Source organism: Geminocystis herdmanii PCC 6308, assembly GCF_000332235.1.
Taxonomy (GTDB): domain Bacteria; phylum Cyanobacteriota; class Cyanobacteriia; order Cyanobacteriales; family Cyanobacteriaceae; genus Geminocystis; species Geminocystis herdmanii.
This window is the reverse complement of sequence record NZ_CM001775.1, coordinates 3,500,385-3,520,453: the sequence shown is the minus strand read 5'-3', so window position 1 is coordinate 3,520,453 and position 20,069 is coordinate 3,500,385. Positions and strand designations below refer to the sequence as shown.

Annotated in this window: 14 protein-coding genes; 12 read left to right on the top strand and 2 right to left on the bottom strand. The window is 34.0% G+C overall.

What is annotated here, in order from left to right; all coding sequences use genetic code 11:
- Positions 1 to 285 precede the first annotated feature (285 nt).
- Positions 286 to 1,104 (top strand): lysophospholipid acyltransferase family protein, encoded by an 819-nt coding sequence (locus SYN6308_RS17620; RefSeq protein ID WP_017295769.1) that lies wholly within the window; start codon positions 286 to 288, stop codon positions 1,102 to 1,104.
- Positions 1,105 to 1,376: 272 nt separating this feature from the next.
- Here SYN6308_RS17620 and SYN6308_RS17615 read toward each other — a convergent pair whose 3' ends face one another.
- Positions 1,377 to 1,901 (bottom strand): alpha/beta hydrolase, encoded by a 525-nt coding sequence (locus SYN6308_RS17615; protein WP_017295768.1) that lies wholly within the window; start codon positions 1,899 to 1,901, stop codon positions 1,377 to 1,379.
- Positions 1,902 to 2,110: 209 nt separating this feature from the next.
- Between SYN6308_RS17615 and SYN6308_RS17610 the strand changes: the two genes are divergently transcribed.
- The 3 genes from SYN6308_RS17610 (at position 2,111) to SYN6308_RS17600 (ending at position 4,764) form a co-directional block, all read left to right on the top strand.
- Complete coding sequence (locus tag SYN6308_RS17610; protein ID WP_017295767.1) at positions 2,111 to 3,418, top strand: hypothetical protein; 1,308 nt, start codon at positions 2,111 to 2,113, stop codon at positions 3,416 to 3,418.
- Positions 3,419 to 3,503: 85 nt separating this feature from the next.
- Entirely contained in the window at positions 3,504 to 4,079 is a 576-nt protein-coding gene (locus SYN6308_RS17605) for a nicotinate-nucleotide adenylyltransferase (protein ID WP_017295766.1), read from the top strand.
- A complete protein-coding gene (locus SYN6308_RS17600; RefSeq protein ID WP_017295765.1) occupies positions 4,060 to 4,764 on the top strand; it encodes an NUDIX hydrolase in 705 nt (234 codons plus the stop codon). Before SYN6308_RS17605 ends, SYN6308_RS17600 begins: the two co-directional genes overlap by 20 nt.
- 36 nt (positions 4,765 to 4,800) lie before the next feature.
- On the opposite strand, the gene SYN6308_RS17595 is transcribed toward SYN6308_RS17600, so the two are convergent.
- Entirely contained in the window at positions 4,801 to 11,577 is a 6,777-nt protein-coding gene (locus SYN6308_RS17595) for a translocation/assembly module TamB domain-containing protein (RefSeq protein ID WP_158412765.1), read from the bottom strand.
- A 382-nt stretch (positions 11,578 to 11,959) separates the two neighbouring features.
- On the opposite strand from SYN6308_RS17595, the gene SYN6308_RS17585 reads away from it, so the two are divergent.
- The 8 genes from SYN6308_RS17585 (at position 11,960) to SYN6308_RS23560 (ending at position 20,068) form a co-directional block, all read left to right on the top strand.
- Positions 11,960 to 13,483 carry a carbohydrate porin gene (locus tag SYN6308_RS17585; RefSeq protein ID WP_017295763.1) on the top strand — a complete coding sequence of 508 codons (1,524 nt, stop codon included), beginning with the start codon at positions 11,960 to 11,962 and terminating at the stop codon, positions 13,481 to 13,483.
- 137 nt (positions 13,484 to 13,620) lie between these two features.
- Positions 13,621 to 14,142, top strand: coding sequence for a 5-(carboxyamino)imidazole ribonucleotide mutase (purE, locus tag SYN6308_RS17580; protein ID WP_017295762.1), 522 nt, complete (start codon positions 13,621 to 13,623; stop codon positions 14,140 to 14,142).
- A 77-nt stretch (positions 14,143 to 14,219) separates the two neighbouring features.
- Complete coding sequence (sbcD, locus tag SYN6308_RS17575; RefSeq protein ID WP_017295761.1) at positions 14,220 to 15,464, top strand: exonuclease subunit SbcD; 1,245 nt, start codon at positions 14,220 to 14,222, stop codon at positions 15,462 to 15,464.
- 121 nt (positions 15,465 to 15,585) lie between these two features.
- The gene (locus SYN6308_RS24085; RefSeq protein WP_071590994.1) at positions 15,586 to 15,774 is read left to right on the top strand and encodes a (2Fe-2S)-binding protein; all 189 of its coding nucleotides are present in this window, start codon (positions 15,586 to 15,588) and stop codon (positions 15,772 to 15,774) included.
- Between the two features lie 153 nt (positions 15,775 to 15,927).
- Positions 15,928 to 17,424 (top strand): protein kinase domain-containing protein, encoded by a 1,497-nt coding sequence (locus tag SYN6308_RS17570; RefSeq protein WP_017295760.1) that lies wholly within the window; start codon positions 15,928 to 15,930, stop codon positions 17,422 to 17,424.
- A 309-nt stretch (positions 17,425 to 17,733) separates the two neighbouring features.
- A complete protein-coding gene (locus SYN6308_RS17565) occupies positions 17,734 to 18,144 on the top strand; it encodes a tellurite resistance TerB family protein (protein WP_017295759.1) in 411 nt (136 codons plus the stop codon).
- A gap of 68 nt (positions 18,145 to 18,212) precedes the next feature.
- Entirely contained in the window at positions 18,213 to 19,211 is a 999-nt protein-coding gene (locus tag SYN6308_RS17560; protein WP_017295758.1) for a hypothetical protein, read from the top strand.
- Between the two features lie 23 nt (positions 19,212 to 19,234).
- Complete coding sequence (locus SYN6308_RS23560) at positions 19,235 to 20,068, top strand: hypothetical protein (RefSeq protein WP_017295757.1); 834 nt, start codon at positions 19,235 to 19,237, stop codon at positions 20,066 to 20,068.
- Position 20,069 lies beyond the last annotated feature (1 nt).

Here is a 20,069-nt window from a genome sequence, read left to right as displayed (position 1 = left end):
TTTTGATAATAAGACGAATATAAATTAAGAATCATTGATTAAAAATCATACTAGAAAAAGGTCAATAATTTAGTTAATTTTACTAACAATTTTATTAATATAGCAATCAGGAATCATTTGTGAGAAATAAATTATTAGAAAAAATATCGAAGATACGACTAATCTTGCCTTTTGCCTTTTGCCTCTTGCCTTTGATGATAAGATAATTTTCACAACTCATAACTGACTGCTATATTTTAGTTAAAATTAAGGATAAAAAGTAATCTAAACTCGATCGCAATTTTAATGGATAAAAATTTTTTTGGTTGGTCATTAAACCAACGAGACCCTGATACAATAAAACAATTAATGCCATTTTGGGAAATTCTCTATAAGTATTATTTTCGAGTGGAAACCAGTGGTTGGGAAAACATCCCCCATGGACAAGTTTTGTTAGTCGGCTCTCATAATGGCGGTATCGCAGCCCCTGATATGGTCATGATGATGTATGATTGGTTTAGGCGTTTTGGTACTGAACGATTAGCCTATGGTTTAATGCACCCTATCGCATGGACTGCTTATCAAGGTATTACCAATATGGCGGCGAAAACTGGGGCAATTCGAGCGAATCCGAAGATGGCGATCAAGGCGATCGAATCTGGTGCTAGTGTATTAGTATATCCGGGAGGAGCTGAAGATGTGTTTCGTCCTTATACAGAAAGAAATAAAATAAAATTTGTCGGTAGAAAGGGTTTTATTAAACTAGCCTTACGTTATTCTTTACCCATCGTACCTCTTATCTCAAAGGGCGCTCACGAGAGTATTTTTGTTCTAGCCGATTTATATGAAGACGTGAAAAAGCTGAATAAACAGGGCTTATTTCCTTGGATTTTCGATCTTGATCCTAAAACATTCCCTATTTATCTAGGTTTACCATGGGGTTTAGCCTTAGGTCCTTTACCTAATATACCATTACCAGTACCCATGACCACCAGAGTTTGTAATCCTATTTATTTTGATAACTACGGCTTGGAGGCGAGTCTCGATCGAGCTTATGTACAAAAGTGTTTCGATCGAGTGGTGAATGAGATGCAAGGGGAGTTAAATATTTTATATTGTAATTAGGGTTTGCCTCATAGTCTTTTGATGAAGAAAGGTTTTCGGTGTTAGGTGAAGTCCTTTTTATTGTTGGTTTGTAATATTAAAAACGAATGTCAAAAAATTTTCCAAAAACCTTTGACAAGACTTGACAAAAATGATATATTATTTATAATGGGAATATTTTATTTTTTAAATTTAGATAAAAAGATTCCCATTATGATCTTTATATTTTTTATTATTACCAAAAATTAGAAAAAAGTCAAGGGAAAAAGCAAAATTTTTCTCCTTTATTTGATTTATTTTGGCAAAGGGAGACTTCCTAAGATACCGTTTATTTGATTGTAAATTTCCATTAAGCGATCACCGTTGATGTGGACTTCTTCGGTAGGATAGTTTTGAGCAACTTCCATGATACTAATATTATTATCCTTTAAAGCAGAAGTTACGATCGCACCCCTCAAAGATTCTTTACTTGCTCTGTCACTGGGGGTAGTAATGACTTCAGCAAAGACATTTAAGACAATACCGCCAATGGGGTTATTTAACATTTTTGATAACATAACGCCATCTACGGGAATTTTGCGACAGAGGGCATTTTTAACATTATCTTCTTTTTGATTTGCCAATCGTAAGTAATAGGCTAAAGCTGATGAGACATCCCCAGTGTCACAAAAACTGGTTAAGTCTGCCACGGGGATGGAAGGGCGTAACATACTATATTTTAAAACAATTTGTTCAGCACCTAGGGCTTTTTGAACAGGATTGAAGACAAAACCAATTAAAATAGAAAGGAGAAGACCGTAACGAGTTAAGGAAAACATATACAATATATTGATAAGGATAATTTTAATCTACTTAAATTAAACAGACGTAAACACTAAAAAAAAGTTCAATAGTGAATAGTGAACAATTAACAATTATTAACTTCCCTAATACCCTAATACCCTAATACCCTAATACCCTAATACCTAATACCCTAATACCCTAATACCCTAATACCTAATACCTAATACCTAACACCTAATTAATTATGAATAGTCCAAATACTGCTATTATGCAGTCGATCGAACAATTAAATTATCGTGTTACCGTGGGAGATGTTGCCACTAAATCAGGCTTGGATTTAAACATAGTTCAAAAAGAATTATTAAAATTAGCAGAAGATACTAACGGTAATTTGCAGGTAGCAGAAACGGGAGATATAGCTTATTTATTTCCTAAAAATTTTCGTAGTATTTTAAATAATAAGTATTGGCAATTACGTGGGCAAAAAGCCTTAGAAAAAACGTGGAAAATAGTCTTTTATTTGATTAGAATATCCTTTGGTATATTATTGGTATCCTCTATTCTCTTAATGCTAATTGCCATCGTGGTAATAGTTATTGCGATTAATAGTAAAGGAAATGACGATAATGATAATAACTCAAGTCGAGGAGGAGGAGGAGGAGGATTTTTCTTTTTCCCTCGTTTTTGGTTTTCCCCGGATATTTTCTGGATATTTACCCCTGATTATCAACAAAGACGTTATCAAAGACAACTGAGTAATTCAGCAGAAAATGAGCTTAATTTTTTAGAATCAATTTACTCTTTTCTTTTTGGTGATGGCAACCCTAACTCTAATTTAGAAGATAAACGTTGGCGCAGTATAACTACAGTCATTGAAAATAATAATGGTGCGATTATAGCAGAACAATTAGCTCCTTATTTAGATAATATTAATAATTATAGTGAAGGGGATGAGGGTTATATTTTACCAGTATTAACTCGTTTTAATGGTTATCCTGAAGTATCGGAAGAAGGAGAGATTATTTATTATTTTCCAGAGTTGCAAGTTAAGGCACAAGAAAGAGAAAAAGTATCGGTATCTCCTTATTTAAAAGAAAATTTATGGACATTTAGTTTAGCTACTAGCAGTCAAAAAATGTTAGCGGTTGGTTTGGGTGCTGTTAATATTGTATTAGCTTTAGTATTAGGCTCATTATTAACATCAGATATAGCTGAAGAAATTGGTGGTTTTATTTTATTTATTGAGTTTCTTTATCCATTATTATTAACCTATGCTGTAAGTTATTTAGGTATTCCTTTAATTCGTTATTTTTGGTTACAAAATCGCAATAATAAAGTTAAGGAGAGAAATTACTATCGAGAAGAAAAAGCGAATTTATTAGAATCTAGTAAAGAGTTAGAGTTAAAGATTAATTATGCTCAAAATTTTGCTAATCAGACAATAATTAGTCAAGATAATTTAGCCTATTCTACAGAAAAAGATTTATTAGATCAACAGTTAGAGCAAAAAAATAAGATTGATGATGAATGGCGTAAAAGAATGGAGAATTGAGAATGGAGAATGGAGAATGGAGAATTAACAATTAATAATTTTTCTTCCGTTACACCCTAACACCCCAACTCCCTAACCTACCACTATGTTTGTTGCTTTATTTGGTACAAGTGCTGATCCACCAACGATCGCGCATAAAAGTATATTATGTTATTTGAGTCAAAATTATGATTTAGTAGGGGTTTATGCTTCCGATAACCCTTTTAAAAGTCATGGTTGTGCTTTGCTCGATCGAACCAAAATGCTAGAATTACTCATACAAGATATTAAACTGAGTAATATTGTTAATTGTCAGGATATTAGTGATAGACGTACAATTAATACCGTTGTAAAGGCAAGGGAAAAATGGGGGGAAGATATTGATTTGACAATGGTGATAGGGGGAGATTTGGCACAACAAATTTTTACATGGTATGAAGCGGAAAAATTATGGCGACAAGTGAAAGTTTTGTTAATACCAAGGGAAGGTTATAGAATTGAGCAGGAAACCATCGATCACATTATATCTCGTAGTTTAGGATGTTCGATCGCTCCTTGTGAAATACCGCCATTTTCTTCTACGGATTATCGTTATAATCACGATAGCGCGGTGTTAACTGATAAAGTAAAGAGCTATATTCACAAAAATCGTTTATATTTGAATGACGAATCAAGTTGTTAAAGTGAAGCAAAATCTAGCACAATTTAAAGTAGGAGTTGATAATGTTATCTTTTCTGTGGACACTATCAAGAATCAACTTTTAATTTTACTGGTAAAACGTGAAGAAGAACCATTTAAAGAATATTGGAGTTTACCCGGCACTTTAGTCAAACAAGATGAGTCTTTAGAATCGGCGGCTTATCGCACCCTTGCAGAAAAAATCACCGTCAAGAATCTTTACTTAGAGCAATTATACACCTTCGATCATATATCTAATCAGGAGTTCGATCGATACCTTTGTGTAACTTATTTTGCATTTATGCGGTATGAAGACGCAAAAATTACTAAAAATATTAAAACCGTGACATGGATAAACTTAAATGCCATCCCCTCCCTTGCTTTCGATCATAATAATATTTTAGAATATGGTTATCAGAGACTACGCAATAAGTTAGAGTATAGTCCGATCGCTTTTGATGTGTTACCTGAATTATTCACCCTTTATGACCTTTATCAACTTTATATCACAGTTTTAGGTGAAAATTTCACAGATTACTCCAATTTTCGCTCACGATTGCTCAAATTAGGGTTTTTAATCGATACAGGAGAAAAAGCGAACAAAGGTGCAGGAAGGCCAGCTACGCTGTATCGCTTTGATAGTAAGGCTTTCGCCCCTCTCAAAGATAAACCTTTATTATTTGTGTAGTAATAAGTAGGGTCTGCTGAATAAATCAGAAAGCTATTAAAATCGATGTTCAAATTCTACCACTCCTCGACTATCTCGATCGAAATCACTAGAACCTCGTAAAATAGTTTTATCATTAAGACGATAAAGGATATTATATTGAGGTGCTTGTTCATCCGTGAGAATTTTAGTAATAGATAAAGAAAAATCCTTAGTAATATCTAAACCTAATTCAGCACCAAAAGCAAGACTAGAAGTGCGTTTTTCACTATCAAAAATTTGCGTAGGAAATAGCCTTAATTGATTAAAACCAAAGTTTTGCTGTAACTGCCCTTGTACACTACCTAAAAGAGCAGCACTAGCCAAATTAGCCAATCCTAAACTACTATCTCCTTCCGTAAAATTATCGAAAAAACCTCCTCCTAAAAGAGCAATAATTTCAGTTTGATTTCTTTGAGGGCTACTGCTTAAAATTATATTATTTTCTAAGTTATCACTCCAACCTTTAATACTGGCATTTATTCTGACAGTTTGAGCGGTATTAAAAGAAGAATTGCTAAAATCTTCAATTTCATTCGGATGATAATTATTAGTTAATTTATAACGATTTGTTTCTGTTACTCGACTTTCTAACTGTATATCCAAATAAGGATTAAAGCCATTATCTGGAGTAAATTTAGCGATATTATTTCCATTAGCTAAGTTAAATTGGCTGGTAAAAAGATTAAGATTGCCTCCTGTTAAATTAATAATTCCTTCGGGATTTAAAGTGCTTAAATCTCCATTTAATTTCAAACTTCCCTCCGCTTTTAAATAAAGTAATGGTGATTGAGTGATACTAATATTGTTACCTAGTGTCAAATCTAAGTTATCAATTTTTACATTAGATAATATGCCATTATTTTCACTATTATTTTGATAATCATTGAATTTATTATTAAGAGAAATTTCTCCATTGTATAATTTGATTTTACCGCCAATTTTAGGCTCGATCGAACTTCCCCTAATGAATACCATCGCTTGAGTATTTCCTTGATATAAATTATCAATATCCAAAGCCAAATCATCAATACTAATAGTTAAAAATTCATTAGAAAAACCACTATCAATAATAGGTAAACTACCACTAATATGAATATTTCCACCATTAAAATTACCAGTCAAATTCGGAATAGTCAACTGAGAAAAATCGAATAAAACTTCTCCATTAATATCCTTAATAGATTTATCAGCGAGAATTTTACCATCAATAACACCATTTTCAAAAGTAGCAATGCCCTGAGTTTCAACATTAGTAATTGTATTAGTTAATTGATAGTATTTTCCATTAATATCTAAATTAATATTACCATTTCCACTAAGCCAATTAAGCTGATTATTTGTGACTATATTTAATAAACTAAAACCTTCTTTCGCTAAATTTAAACTTACTTGAAATTCATTATTATCAGCAATAATAGAATTAGGGAATAATTGAAAAGGTAAACTACCAATTATTTTTAAAGGTTGAGAATTATCTGTTAAATTACTATTAGCTAAAAAATCAAAACGAGAGTTTCTAAAACCAAAACTAGCTCTTGTTTCATCAATTTTAGTACCATTTATCTTTGAGTCAATAATTTCTATATTGCCCTTTGCAAGAGGTTTTTTTTCACTTCCACTAATAGCAATTGTTGCGTTAATATTACCCTCTATATTAAAATTGTTAGGCAAACTTATAATTTCTTTAAGTTGAGAAATAGAAAAATCTGATAACTTAATATCACCTGAAATTCTTTCTTTTGAATAAGTACCACTTAAAGATAAAATGCTATCATTATTTTGAATTTGGATAGGTAATAAAGTCAATAAACCATTGCCAAAACTACCACTAGCTTGAACAAAATTTGCCTGATATTTTCCCCATTGCCAATCATCCCCACGAAAATCAAACTCACCTTGAAAACCGTTATTAAAAGAAAAAGAAAAATCAACATTACCCCGAAATTTTCCGTCTAAATCTTCTAAAACAGGAATATTGGCATGAATGCGGTTAGCTTGTTGTTGTTTTAACTCAGCTTGAATTTTTCCGAATAAATCTAAGGTATCTAATAAAGAATCTTCATCACTGTGAATCGAAGCTAAAGGTTTGAATTCATTATCGAAATTAGAGACAACTGAAGATGTTGACTTTTCTTCTTGGTTAACAGAATGGGAGACAACTGGAGATGTTAACTTTTCCTCTTGGTTAGCAGAATGGGAGACAACTGGAGATGTTAACTTTTCCTCTTGGTTATCAGAATGGGAGACAACTGGAGATGTTAACTTTTCCTCTTGGTTATCAGAATTGGAAACAACTGGAGATGTTGACTTTTCCTCTTGGTTAGCAGAATTGGAGACAACTGGAGATGTTGACTTTTCCTCTTGGTTAGCAGAATTGGAGACAACTGGAGATGTTGACTTTTCCTCTTGGTTAACAGAATTGGAGACAACTGGAGATGTTGACTTTTCTTTTGAGTTATCCGAATGGGAGACAACTGGAGATGTTAACTTTTCCTTTTGGTTATCAGAATTAGAGACAACTGGAGATGTTGACTTTTCTTCTTGGTTATCAGAATTGGAGACAACTGGGGGGTGACTCTTTTCCTTTTGGTTATCCGAATGGGAGGCAACTGGAGATGTTGACTTTTCCTCTTGGTTATCAGAATTAGAGACAACTGGAGATGTTGACTTTTCTTCTTGGTTATCAGAATTGGAGACAACTGGGGGGTGACTCTTTTCCTTTTGGTTATCCGAATGGGAGGCAACTGGAGATGTTGACTTTTCCTCTTGGTTATCAGAATTGGAGGCAACTGGAGATGTTGACTTTTCTTTTGAGTTATCAGAATTGAAGACAACTGGAGGGTGACTCTTTTCCTTTTGGTTATCAGAATTGGAGACAACTGGAGATGTTGACTTTTCCTCTTGGTTAACAGAATTGGAGACAACTGGAGATGTTGACTTTTCTTTTGAGTTATCCGAATGGGAGACAACTGGAGATGTTAACTTTTCCTTTTGGTTATCAGAATTAGAGACAACTGGAGATGTTGACTTTTCTTCTTGGTTATCAGAATTGGAGACAACTGGGGGGTGACTCTTTTCCTTTTGGTTATCCGAATGGGAGGCAACTGGAGATGTTGACTTTTCCTCTTGGTTATCAGAATTAGAGACAACTGGAGATGTTGACTTTTCTTCTTGGTTATCAGAATTGGAGACAACTGGAGATGTTGACTTTTCCTCTTGGTTATCAGAATTGGAGGCAACTGGAGATGTTGACTTTTCTTTTGAGTTATCAGAATTGAAGACAACTGGAGGGTGACTCTTTTCCTTTTGGTTATCAGAATTGGAGACAACTGGAGATGTTGACTTTTCTTTTGAGTTATCCGAATTGAAGACAACTGGAGATGTTGACTTTTCTTTTGAGTTATCCGAATTGAAGACAACTGGAGATGTTAACTTTTCTTTTGAGTTATCCGAATGGGAGGCAACTGGAGATGTTAACTTTTCCTCTTGGTTATCAGAATTGGAGGCAACTGGGGGGTGACTCTTTTCCTTTTGGTTATCAGAATTAGAGACAACTAGAGATGTTGACTTTTCCTCTTGGTTATCAGAATTAGAGACAACTAGAGATGTTAACTTTTCTTTTGAGTTATCCGAATGGGAGGCAACTGGAAGGGTTGTCTTTTCCTCTTGGTTAGCAGAATGGGAGACAACTGGAGAAGAATATAAGTCTTTTGCTTTTCCATATTGTTGAGGTTGCCATGGGGAGGAAAAATCTTTTAAGTCAAAAATCTCCCAGCTACGCAAAAAATTCTGAATGTCTCCTTCTTTGATTTCTACTTTTCCTTTGACTTGGGGATTGTTTGCTAAAGAAATTAATTCTCCATTAAATAGATATTCATTTTCTCGATGTTGGATTTTTCCTTCTTCAATTTTAATAACATCCCCTTCCGAAATTAATTTGGTGGTAAGGGTATCTCCTTGAAAATTATTTACTATAGGTTTTTCGATAAGAATATTGGAGGCAATAAAGTTATTGTCTATTAAGTTGACTTCTATGTCTGCCGAAAAATTCCCCCCTATTTTTTTGATGTCATCGGGAAGATAGGTTAACCAAGTTTTTGTTACTTTATCTAAGGGGATATTATTCGCTGTCACGGCTAAAGTCTCATTTTTCCTGACGGCTTCTATTCTACTATTGTTGTTTTGTATCTCTATTTTTTGAGGTTGGTTTTGGTTATCTATATCTATATAAAGTTTATCTTCTGCTGTTATCGAGTCTAGTTTGATATTTATACCTTTTTTTGCAGAAGTTGTTAAATTTCCTGTTAAGGGTGAAAAGTCTATATTGGCTAGTTGAAATTTATTGAGATTGATTTTTCCTGTTAGGTTTGGTTGTGATATATCTCCCATAAGTCTGCCTTGAAAGTCTATGTTTCCTTGATATTTAATCACATCTAAAGAGGAGGGTAGGGGTAAGGTTTTTAAGTCTATCCCTTTGGCAATAATTTCTAAGTTGACTTCTTTTAATGTTTCGGTTTCTTTGTCATAGCTTATTCTCCCTCTACCATAAACTTTATCGTAAAGGGGGGCAGTTCGATCGAACCTAACCTCTTGAATCTCTAAGGCTTTACCATTCCAGATAAAATCTGTAAATAAAGGTTGATGAATAATATCAATACCCTGACTAAAAATTAAATTGCCTTCTAGGTTAAGGTTATCTGCTGTCAAATTATTAACATCCCCCCTCCAACTAATTTCTCCGGTGACTCCCCCCCGAAAGTTATCCCCGAAATCCGCTAAAGAAAAATTTGTCAAATTAGTTTGCGCTGTAAAGTTATCCTTTTGCAAAGTAAAGTTATCTATCTCTACCTTCCCTTGAGGCAAAAATAAATTTCCTTTTCCTTGAATCATCATCTCATCATCTTTATTTAACACCCCTCCAGCTCGCAACTCTCCTGTAATTATGGCAGTTTCGATCGAGCCTGAAGACAAATTAAGAGAAGGCAACTGAGACAGTGACAAATTATCGAGTGTCATCTGGGTTTGCCAACTTCCCTGAGTCAAACTGGTGTTATGAAAGATAACCCTTCCCCCCGCCAAGTCAAAATTAAATTTTCCCGTCAAATCAATATTTTCTGCGGTTATCTCCTGCCGTCTTCCCCTGACAAAAAATTCTCCATTTAATAAAGAGTCATCGCAACCAAATTTTTCACAATCGAGATTAGGTAATTGTGTTAACCTTACCCCCGACACCTTAACCTCTCCTCTCCAAGTGTCGGGATTAATCTCGAAATTATTAATCATCGCCTTTCCCGTTTCTAACTCTAAGCTAGAATTTCCAGTTAATTTACTTTGTGATAAATTATGCCAATTGCCGAATAACTGATAATCTCCATTAACTAAGCCAATCTTCATCGGCAACTCTTGCTGATAAAGAGTCGCTACTTTTTCTCCTTCTATATCTATCCCCCTAAATGCGAGGGAAAAACTGTCATCTTTTTTGCTTAAATTTACCTTGCCATTGCCGTTAACTTTTCCGCCGATAGTTGGCAACAACTCAAAATTATTAATCACTAATCCTTGAGAAAAAATATCGAAGTCAGCTGAGATTTTATCAAAAATTATCTTATCAACTTGTGTCTTACCAACACTTCTAATTTTTGTCGCTATTTTTGGTTGATTAATATCCCCCGTGATTGTCAAGTCTGCTGCGATTTTGCCTTTCGTGACTAAATCCCCCGTGTCAATTTTGAGACTAGAAAAAACTTGGCTAATTTCTAGAGGATTTTTCGCACTCACTTGCAAATTTAATTGATTATTATTGATACTACCGTTAACTTTTGCAGGAATTAAATCAAGGTTAGTTTCGACATTTTTTAAATTAATAACTTCGTTGCGAATTTGCAAATTTCCTGCACTTTTTGTTAATTTATTAGCTATATTTGGTAAGGTTAAATTAACTAAATTAAAGTCTAAATTAGCTTCCAAATTCTCTAATTTTTCTTGAACAAAATTTAAACTAAAGTCCCCGTTAATATCGCCAGAATCTATGCCTACAGGCAATTCTACAAAATCATTAAGAATATTTGTTGCTAAATTTTCAGTATTTATTCTCAGTAACCATTGTGTTTTTTCGGGATAATGTAAACCAGTAACTGCTATTTTATTTTGATTATTTAATCTTCCATTAACTTCAAAAAATTGTTTATTTTTTTCAAAATTTATGTTTGCCAACTCTAGGTTAATTTTTGTAATATTTTCTTGATAATTACCTTGACTTTTTCTTGATTTTATGTTAATAAATCCATCAATTAAAGAGATATTATTTATATGAATAGATTTTCCTAAAAATTCATTACTTATCTCATCATTTAGGTTAAGTTGAATCCAACTATCATCTTTATTTTGTTGTAAAAATCCTTGAGGATTTAAGATATTAAGTCCAATATTTATCTCTTGATTAGCTAATAATTGTAGGGGATTGAATTTGATTTCTACTCCCTCGGCAATGACAAAATCATTCTCTATTTTGGTTGTTTCAATACTGCTTTCCCCTAGTCTAATGGTATTGAAAGAAATTGCCTCTATTTTACCTAGTTTAACAGGACGAGAGATAAAATCAGTAACGGATTTTTCGATCGAGGGGATTAATTGTTGAGTGAAAAAATACCAACTATAACTAACACCCCCCCCCAAAGATAAAAGTATCAAATAAGTAAGCCAACGCCAAAAATTATTATTTTGGGTGATGTCTGAGGGGGTTTCGTTTTTGTCGTCTGGGTTTTGAGAAAGAGAATAAGGGGAATTAATCATAATCTTATACATCCAAGATTGGCGGATTTTAGTCGTATTAATCAAAGATGTGAGGAAATCTTATTTGCATTATAGCAATTCACCATCAACGATCGATACCGAAAAAATGTGGGGATTGGGGAATTAGGGGATTGGGGTATTGGAGTATTAGGGTATTGGGGGATTGAGAAGTTTCTCTATAAAAAACGATGAAACTTTATTGTCTGTTACTTCCTTTCACCAATCAACTCATTTTACCCCAACTTTGAAAATTTCCTCCTGTTATTGCCATTTACTTGCATTTATTTTTGAAATAGGTTATTCTTTATTGAATAATAAAGTCAATAAAATATGAATTAAGTGTGAGGATTTTATGTCGCAATATCTAAGAAAAGTCTCCGTTATGGGGATTATCTCCGCATTGATGGCTTCTTCTGTAGGTGCGATCGAAGTACCTATGAACTTAGATTCAGAAATGAGTCAAGTTAATTCAGTCTCCCAATTACGGGATGTATCCCCTACCGATTGGGCATTTGAAGCCTTGAGAAGTTTGGTGGAGCGTTACGGGTGTATTGTAGGGTATCCCGATCGAACTTTTCGAGGGAATCGTGCTTTAAGTCGCTATGAATTTGCCGCAGGATTAAACGCTTGTATGCAACAAATGGAAAGACTAATTGCCGCTAGTGAATCAGTTATGAGAGAAGATATTGAGAAATTAAAGCGATTAATGCAAGAATTTGAAACAGAATTAGCCACTTTAGGAGCAAGAGTTGATAACCTAGAAGGTAGAGTCGCTTTCTTAGAAGATCATCAGTTCTCTACTACCACGAAACTCAGTGGAGAAGTAATTATTAGCTTGGCAAATGCCTTTAATTCAAAGGCTTCTAGCTATGATGGTTTAATTAAGGGCTCAAAGCCAGTTAATGAAAATCAAGCCGTATTAGCCAATCGAGCGCGTTTCAATTTTGATACCAGTTTCATGGGAAAAGATAGACTAAGAGTGCGTATTCAAGGAGCAAATATTCAGGCTTTTAACAAAAATACTGATATGACACGATTAAGTTATGACACCAATACCAGCAATGATGTCGTATTAGATGATTTATTCTATCGTTTTCCCATTGGTAACAAAGTAACCGCTTTTGTTGGTACTAATGCCATGAATATTGATAAAGTTTTTAATGTGGATAATCCTTACTTAGAAAGTGATGCTACTGGTACTTTAACTCGCTTTTTCCGTCGTAATCCATTAGTATTTCGTGGACCGGAAGGAGCAGGAGGCGGTGTTAAAATTAAATTAAATAATCAATGGAACTTTAATACTCTTTATGTAGCACGAAACGCATCTAATCCCGAAGAAGGGCGAGGTTTTTTCAATGGTGCTTTTAGTACAGGCGCTCAGATTGGTTTTTCTCCTAGTAAACCCATTAATTTATCTGTAGCTTATCTTTACACCTATGAGCCTGAAGGAAATGTGAATTTAACTGATAGTACAGGAAGCCCAAGGGGAAGCAATCCTTTTGATGGTAGTGCGGTAACAGCTAATCGAGTTGGTTTACAAGGTAGTTGGTTAATTGGCAATAAAGTTAATATCTCTGGTTGGGGTGGTTATGCCTCTGCCGATAATTTGCAACGTCAAGGCACTGGTAGAAGTAACCGAAGTAGTACTGATTTATGGACATGGGCTGGTAATGTTTCTTTACTTGATGTCGGCAAAGAAGGCGCTATTTTATCTTTTCTAGGGGGTATGCCTCCTAAAGCCTCAGACGATCGAAATACATCTTACACGCTTGAACTACAATACAAGTATCCCATTACAGACAATATTATCATTACCCCGGGGGCGTATGTGGTAGTTAATCCTAACCATGATAGTCGTAACGATGCCATATGGGTAGGTGCAATTAGAACTACTTTTAGATTCTAGTTGCCCCCCCTTTTGTTTTTTATACCTTATTCTTATTTTAAGCGATCGTGATTTCGATCGCTTTTTTTTGCTAACAAATTATTGAGGAGCAGTATAGTATAATCATACTTATTTAATTCGATCGAAATTATTAATCAATGTCTCACACATCTCCCGAAATAGCCATAATTATGGGTAGCGATTCCGATTTACCCACCATGAAAAGTGCCATCATCATTTGCGAAGAATTTGCAGTAGCTTATGAAGTAGAGATAGTTTCCGCCCATCGCACTCCCTTAAAAATGGTAGAATACGCCCAAAACGCCCATACTAGAGGCATCAAAGTTATTATCGCTGGGGCGGGAGGTGCTGCCCATTTACCCGGTATGGTTGCCTCTTTAACCCCTTTACCTGTCATTGGTGTACCCGTTTCAACGAAACAGTTACAAGGTGTTGATTCTTTGTATTCGATCGTGCAAATGCCGAGGGGAATTCCCGTTGCGACAGTAGCCATTGGTAATGCCGAAAATGCCGGTTTATTGGCGGTGAGAATTTTAGCTAGTCAACAACCCGAATTGTTACAAAAAGTTAAAGAATATAGCCAAAAATTAGAAAATATGGTAAATGAAAAACAAGCCAAGTTAGATGAATTGGGCTATGAGAAATATTTAGGGAATTAGGGGGGGAATTAGGGAGTTAGGGGGATACATTGTTCATTTTTAATTCTTAATTCTTAATTCTTAATTCTTAATTGTATATGAAGATTCTCCATTTAAGCGACATACATTTAGGCAGTAGTTTTAGTCACGGAAAAATTAACCCAGAAACGGGGTTAAATACAAGGTTAGAAGATTTTATTCACTGTTTAAGTATCTGCATCGATCGAGCCATTGATGATAAAGTGGATTTGGTGTTATTTGGGGGAGATGCCTTTCCTGATAGTACTCCAGCACCCTATATTCAATCAGCATTTGCGAGGGAATTTTGTCGCCTAGTAGAAGCTCAAATTCCCACAGTCTTATTAGTAGGAAATCATGATCAACACAGTCATAGTCAGAGGCAAGGCGGAGCAAGTTTATCGATTTATCATACTTTAGGAGTGCCTAATTTTATTGTCGGAGAAAAATTAGCAACCCATTTAATTAATACTAAATCAGGGCAAATACAGGTTATTACATTACCTTGGTTAACTCGATCGATTTTACTAACACGCCCTGAAACCGAAGGGTTATCGGCTGAGGATATTAATAAGTTATTGATTCAAAAAATTGAACCTATTTTAGAGGCAGAAATCAGAAAATTAAATACCGAAATTCCCACAATTTTATTAGCCCATGTCATGGCAGAAAGAGCTAATTTAGGGGCAGAAAGATTTTTGGCAGTGGGAAAAGGTTTTCAAGTGCCTTTATCTATCCTAGCACGTTCTGAGTTCGACTATGTAGCTTTAGGTCACGTTCATAAACATCAAAATTTGAACAAAAAAAACAATCCTCCTGTGGTGTATCCCGGTAGCATTGAAAGGGTGGACTTTTCAGAAGAAAAAGAAGAAAAAGGCTATGTTTTAATTAATATTAATCAGAAAAAAGTTGCTTGGGAATTTTGCATTTTACCCGCTCGTCCTTTTATCACTATTGAAGTGGATTTAAGTGAAAGTTCTACCCCTCAATATCACTTGTTAAAAGCCATCGAAAAACACAATATTGAAGATGCCGTAGTGCGATTAATTTACAAGATTCGATCGGAACAAATAGAGTTAATTTCTACCACAGAAGTCAAACAAAAACTATGTCTGGCTCATAATTATACCATCAAACCTGAGCTAATCACCCAATTAGCTCGTCCTCGACTACCAGAATTAGGCATCGGCAAAAGTTTAGACCCTCTTTCGGCATTATCCACTTATCTTAATAATAGGGATGATTTACGGGATATTGTCCCCGATATGTTAACCGCCGCCGAAACTCTTTTGTCATCCGATCTGAGTATTTCGATCGAACTCTAAGTTTTGAGAATATCTCACGCAAAGACGCAAAGGCGCAAAGAATACGCAAAAAAAATCTTGACAATTAACCAATAATAATGATATTATTTCTCAATAATCCCAAAATTTTTAAATAAATAATATGTACGTTTGTATTTGCAAAGGTATAACAGAAAAAGACATTCATCAAGCCGTAGAGCAAGGAATTTCTTCCTTAGAAAAACTCTGTGAGGTGACTTCAGTTTCCACTGATTGCGGTTGTTGTGCTGATCACGCTTGTAAAGTTTTGTCAGAAGCCATGAAAAATCGATCGTGTGGCAGGTTGGGTTAAGAATAACGTAACCCCAGAATCAAATACTTTTTTTATTGTATTCTACTGGCTAAGTCCAGATTGTAAACAATTGTTGATGTTTCGTTAGACATTTTTAATTTAAAGACTATAATACTTCTATGTCATATTTAGTCATTAATTAAAGAAAAAGCCATGTTAGGAATGTTTGCTGGCGGCGATCGCAACAAAAAAAACGACAAAAAAAGTACGAGAGATTTATCAACGATAGATAAAGGTTATCGTTTAGCGGATAAATACGAAGTTATCAAAAAAATAGGTGAAGGAGGTTTTGGGGCGGCTTTTTTAGTCAAAAGTTTAACCGCTAATGTATCAGTTAACTATGTTGCTAAAGCCCAAAAATTAACCAATAATCCTGCTCAAAATCAAGATTTAATTACTAGATTTAAGAGAGAATCTCAGACGTTACAAAAATTAGGTAGTGCGCATGGACAAATCCCCTCTTTATTTGACTTTTTTGAATTTGAAGGAAATTTTTACTTAATTCAAGAGTATGTAAAAGGGCAAACTTTAGCCGATGTTTTAATGGCAAAAGTGCAGAAAAAATCAACATTTTCTTCTCAAGAAATTATCGATATTATTTTATCCTTACTAGAAGTATTAATTAAAGTTCACGGAGAAAACGTGATTCACCGTGATATTAAACCTCAAAATATCATTTTAAGAGAAGGTGATAATAAACCAGTTTTAATAGATTTTGGTTTAATTAAAGAGGTATCTTACTCTACTTTAGATCAAACAGGTACTCAAGCAGGAACTATGGGATATTGCCCTTTAGAACAAATGTGTGGCAAAGCCATGTATCAGAGTGATTTATTTGCCGTAGGAATGACAATGTTAGTTTGTTTAACGGGTATTGGTGCCCATGGTTTTAAAATTGAACCAAATCCCATTGTTGATCCGCAAAATGCTAAGGTCAGATTAGACGGTTTAGAAGAAATTATTGGGAAAATTTTAACTGTTTTTATCCAAGAATCTTTAGCTGTTTTACCTCAAAATCGTTTTGAATCTGCCCAAGAAATGCGTGAGACATTACTTCAGATAAAAAATGCTCAATATATGGCTATGGGAGCTAATCATGCGAAAAATGAAATGGAAAAGATGCGCAAAGAAATTGAGAGACTTAAAGGGCAATTAAAAACTCAAGATAAAGATTTTAAGCATGAAAAATCTGGGATAAAGCAAGTCGCAAAAGATAATAAAATTAATCAAATTATTACGACTCAAAAAGAAGTTGATGGATTTAATATTATCAAAAGAATCATAAAAAATAATGGTTTAGATGACACTCGTTTAAAATTAAAAGATACTGTAGAATTTTGTGGTATTAATATTGATAATGACGAGAAAAAAACCTTAATTAGACTTTATTTTAATGATGAAAATAATCTTAATTTTGCCATTATTTTAAAAGATGGAAAAGAGGATAAATATGAGCTAAAAACATTGAGAGGTATTTCACCGAAAAAAGAGAAAATCCTCGATCGAGCTAGAGAATTAATGACTAATAAAAAAGCCCCTGCCGTATCTAATAATGCGTTATTAGATACGGCGATTGATCAAATGCGTATTCCTCAAAAAGAAGAACAGAAAAAAGGTAAAGATTTAGGTAAATTTAAAGATTTATTTTAAATGATATTGTGTCATTGCGAGGCACGAAGCAATCTCCTATTCTATTTTGTAAAAGTTTTTATTTCTCATGAGAATAAATAATTTAATCATAAAAAGGGATCATGATCCCTAAACAAGTTCGTAGTACGCTCTTTAGAGCGATTAACGGCTAAAGCCTTACGGGCATAATATATTTATTATGTCCCGACAAACATAAAAAAATCAGTCGATCAACGATTAGCAAAAATAACATTAATGTTACTGCATAAAATCATCGAATCAACCTGATAAGTATATAGAACATTAATTAATATTGGAGAATATTGTATCATGGCAAGAAAAACAGCCAGTTTACCCGCCGCCGAAGCCTTTACCATAATTGTTTTGTTTAGCGCCATAGGTGATGGTAGCTTAGATGAGCAAGAAATGGACATCATCGTTAACGTCTTAGCACGAATGAACACATTTCGATCGTATCGAGGTAGTATGAAACAACTGCTAGAAAAATCCATGAAATATTTATTAACGAATCCTGGGGAGGCATTAGGAGAAAGTATTGCATCCTTACCCAAAGACTTACACGACACCGCCTTTGCTGTTTCTGTTGATATTATCATGTCCGATGGAAATGTGAGCGAATCAGAAGAAAATGCGATGTTATTGTTAGCCGATAAATTATCAGTAACAAAAGCAAAAGCGAAGAAAATTATCGAAGTAATGATAATTAAAAATAAAGGCTAAAAAGTAGGGTGGGCATTGCCCACCACATCAAAAAATTATCCATTCATCAAACATAAAAAATAGAAAAAATGAGTAACTTAACAGTAAGAGTCAGAACAAAAAAAGATTTAACCCAACTCTTAAAACAAGGGGGTAGCGGTTGGTGGACGATCGCAAAATTTAGAGACGAAAATTTAACGAACATCGAAGTTTATAATTGGGATGGAAGTTTAGCAATTAAAGCCGAATATGATCCACAAACGAGTCAAAGAAACGAAAATAATAAATTATATTTAGGCTTTAAAAATGCCAAGATTGAAACCGTTAATCCTCCTTTAAAATGGCAAGGTAGAAATCCCGTTAATTATGTAGAAGATAACCCCAATGATAGTAAAAATTTCAAAGTAGAAATCGATCATCGCTTAATTGATCAAAATTTAGAGGAATTAATCGCAGGGGTTGTCGAGAAAAAATTTAAAGAATTGATACCTCCAAAAGTAGAACAAAAACCAGAGAAAAAAGAACCAACTCGCAGAGAATTATTACAGGATTTATTAAGTAAAAACTATGGACAAGAAATCGAACTCTTAGACTATCAAATCAATAAAAATATAGTCAGAGGTTGGTTTATGGAAAAACGTAGAGAATGGTATTTTGATTTTGAATTAGACTTAGGAAGAAAAGATTTAGGTTATAAACCCCATAACTTTATCCGCAATATGTCCGATGAGGCATTATACGAGATTTATCCCCGTTTAAAAGACAATGAAAAAGCCTTAATTTTCAATTTAATTCGCCTAACTTTTAATTATGGTGGCGAAGTTTTATTACTCACAGAAGATGAATTTCCCGAAGATATAGAAGAATACGGTTTTATTCCTCAATCTCAATGTTTTCCTCTGATTATTTATAACAATCAGAAATATAAAATGTTAGGTGGTTTTTATCTATTTAATAACTCGAAAAAATCCTTATCAGAACAAATTATTGCTGATAATAATGATGATAGTGTCAGAGTTTTTGATGATTGGGAAACGGCTTTTAAACAGCTAGTTAAAAGATTAAATTATTATCGTGCAGAAAGTTAATTTAAAAGAGGAGAAAAAAGATTATGAAAGGAACAATTCTTGACTATTCAGTAGAAAATGATCTCGGCTATATTTCTGGTGATGACGGAAAAGGTTATACTTTTACTAAAAGTAATTGGACAGATACAGACTCACTGCCTAAAAAGAATCTCAGAGTAGATTTTGATATAGAAGGCAATAAAGCGATCGATATTTTTGTTCTTTTAGAAGTAAAGTCTAATTCAGAGAATTTAAACACAGATAATAAACTAGGAAATATTTGGAATTTAACAGTAGATTTGTCGAAAAAGTGTTATACCTCTTTATCTAATAAAGATAATAAATTCTTTCAAAATTTGCTGAATTTTATTAAAAATAATCAATGGAAAACAGCTACTGCTTTACTAATTTTATTTGGAGGCTATTTTATTTTTAGTCCCCAAATAAATGGGTGGCGTTCTTTCCAAGATACACGAATAGGACAAGGGACTGAACAAGAACAAGAGACGGAAAAAGAATCTAAGGGAAGACTTATTGAAGTATCCGAGAGTTTGCCGATTTTATTGGAAGATTACAATAAATTGGTAGATGATTTTGAGGGTACGGGCGCTACTGAATCCATCAAAAACAGGGCAAGAAGTCTTTACACACGAGCGAAAGAAATTGAAGATTTGGCATCAATGATCGCACTGAGGATCGGAAACTTCATAAATGATAGTTCTAGCTACACTACAGAAGAAATCAAGGAATATGTTGCTAAGGATGTAATACTTGATGATTCTAGTTTGAGAGAGTATCAATACTTAGCTTATGAGATAAGAGATATGGCGTCTGAAGTACGGCAAAATTGTCAAAAAATAATTCATAAACCTTACTAAC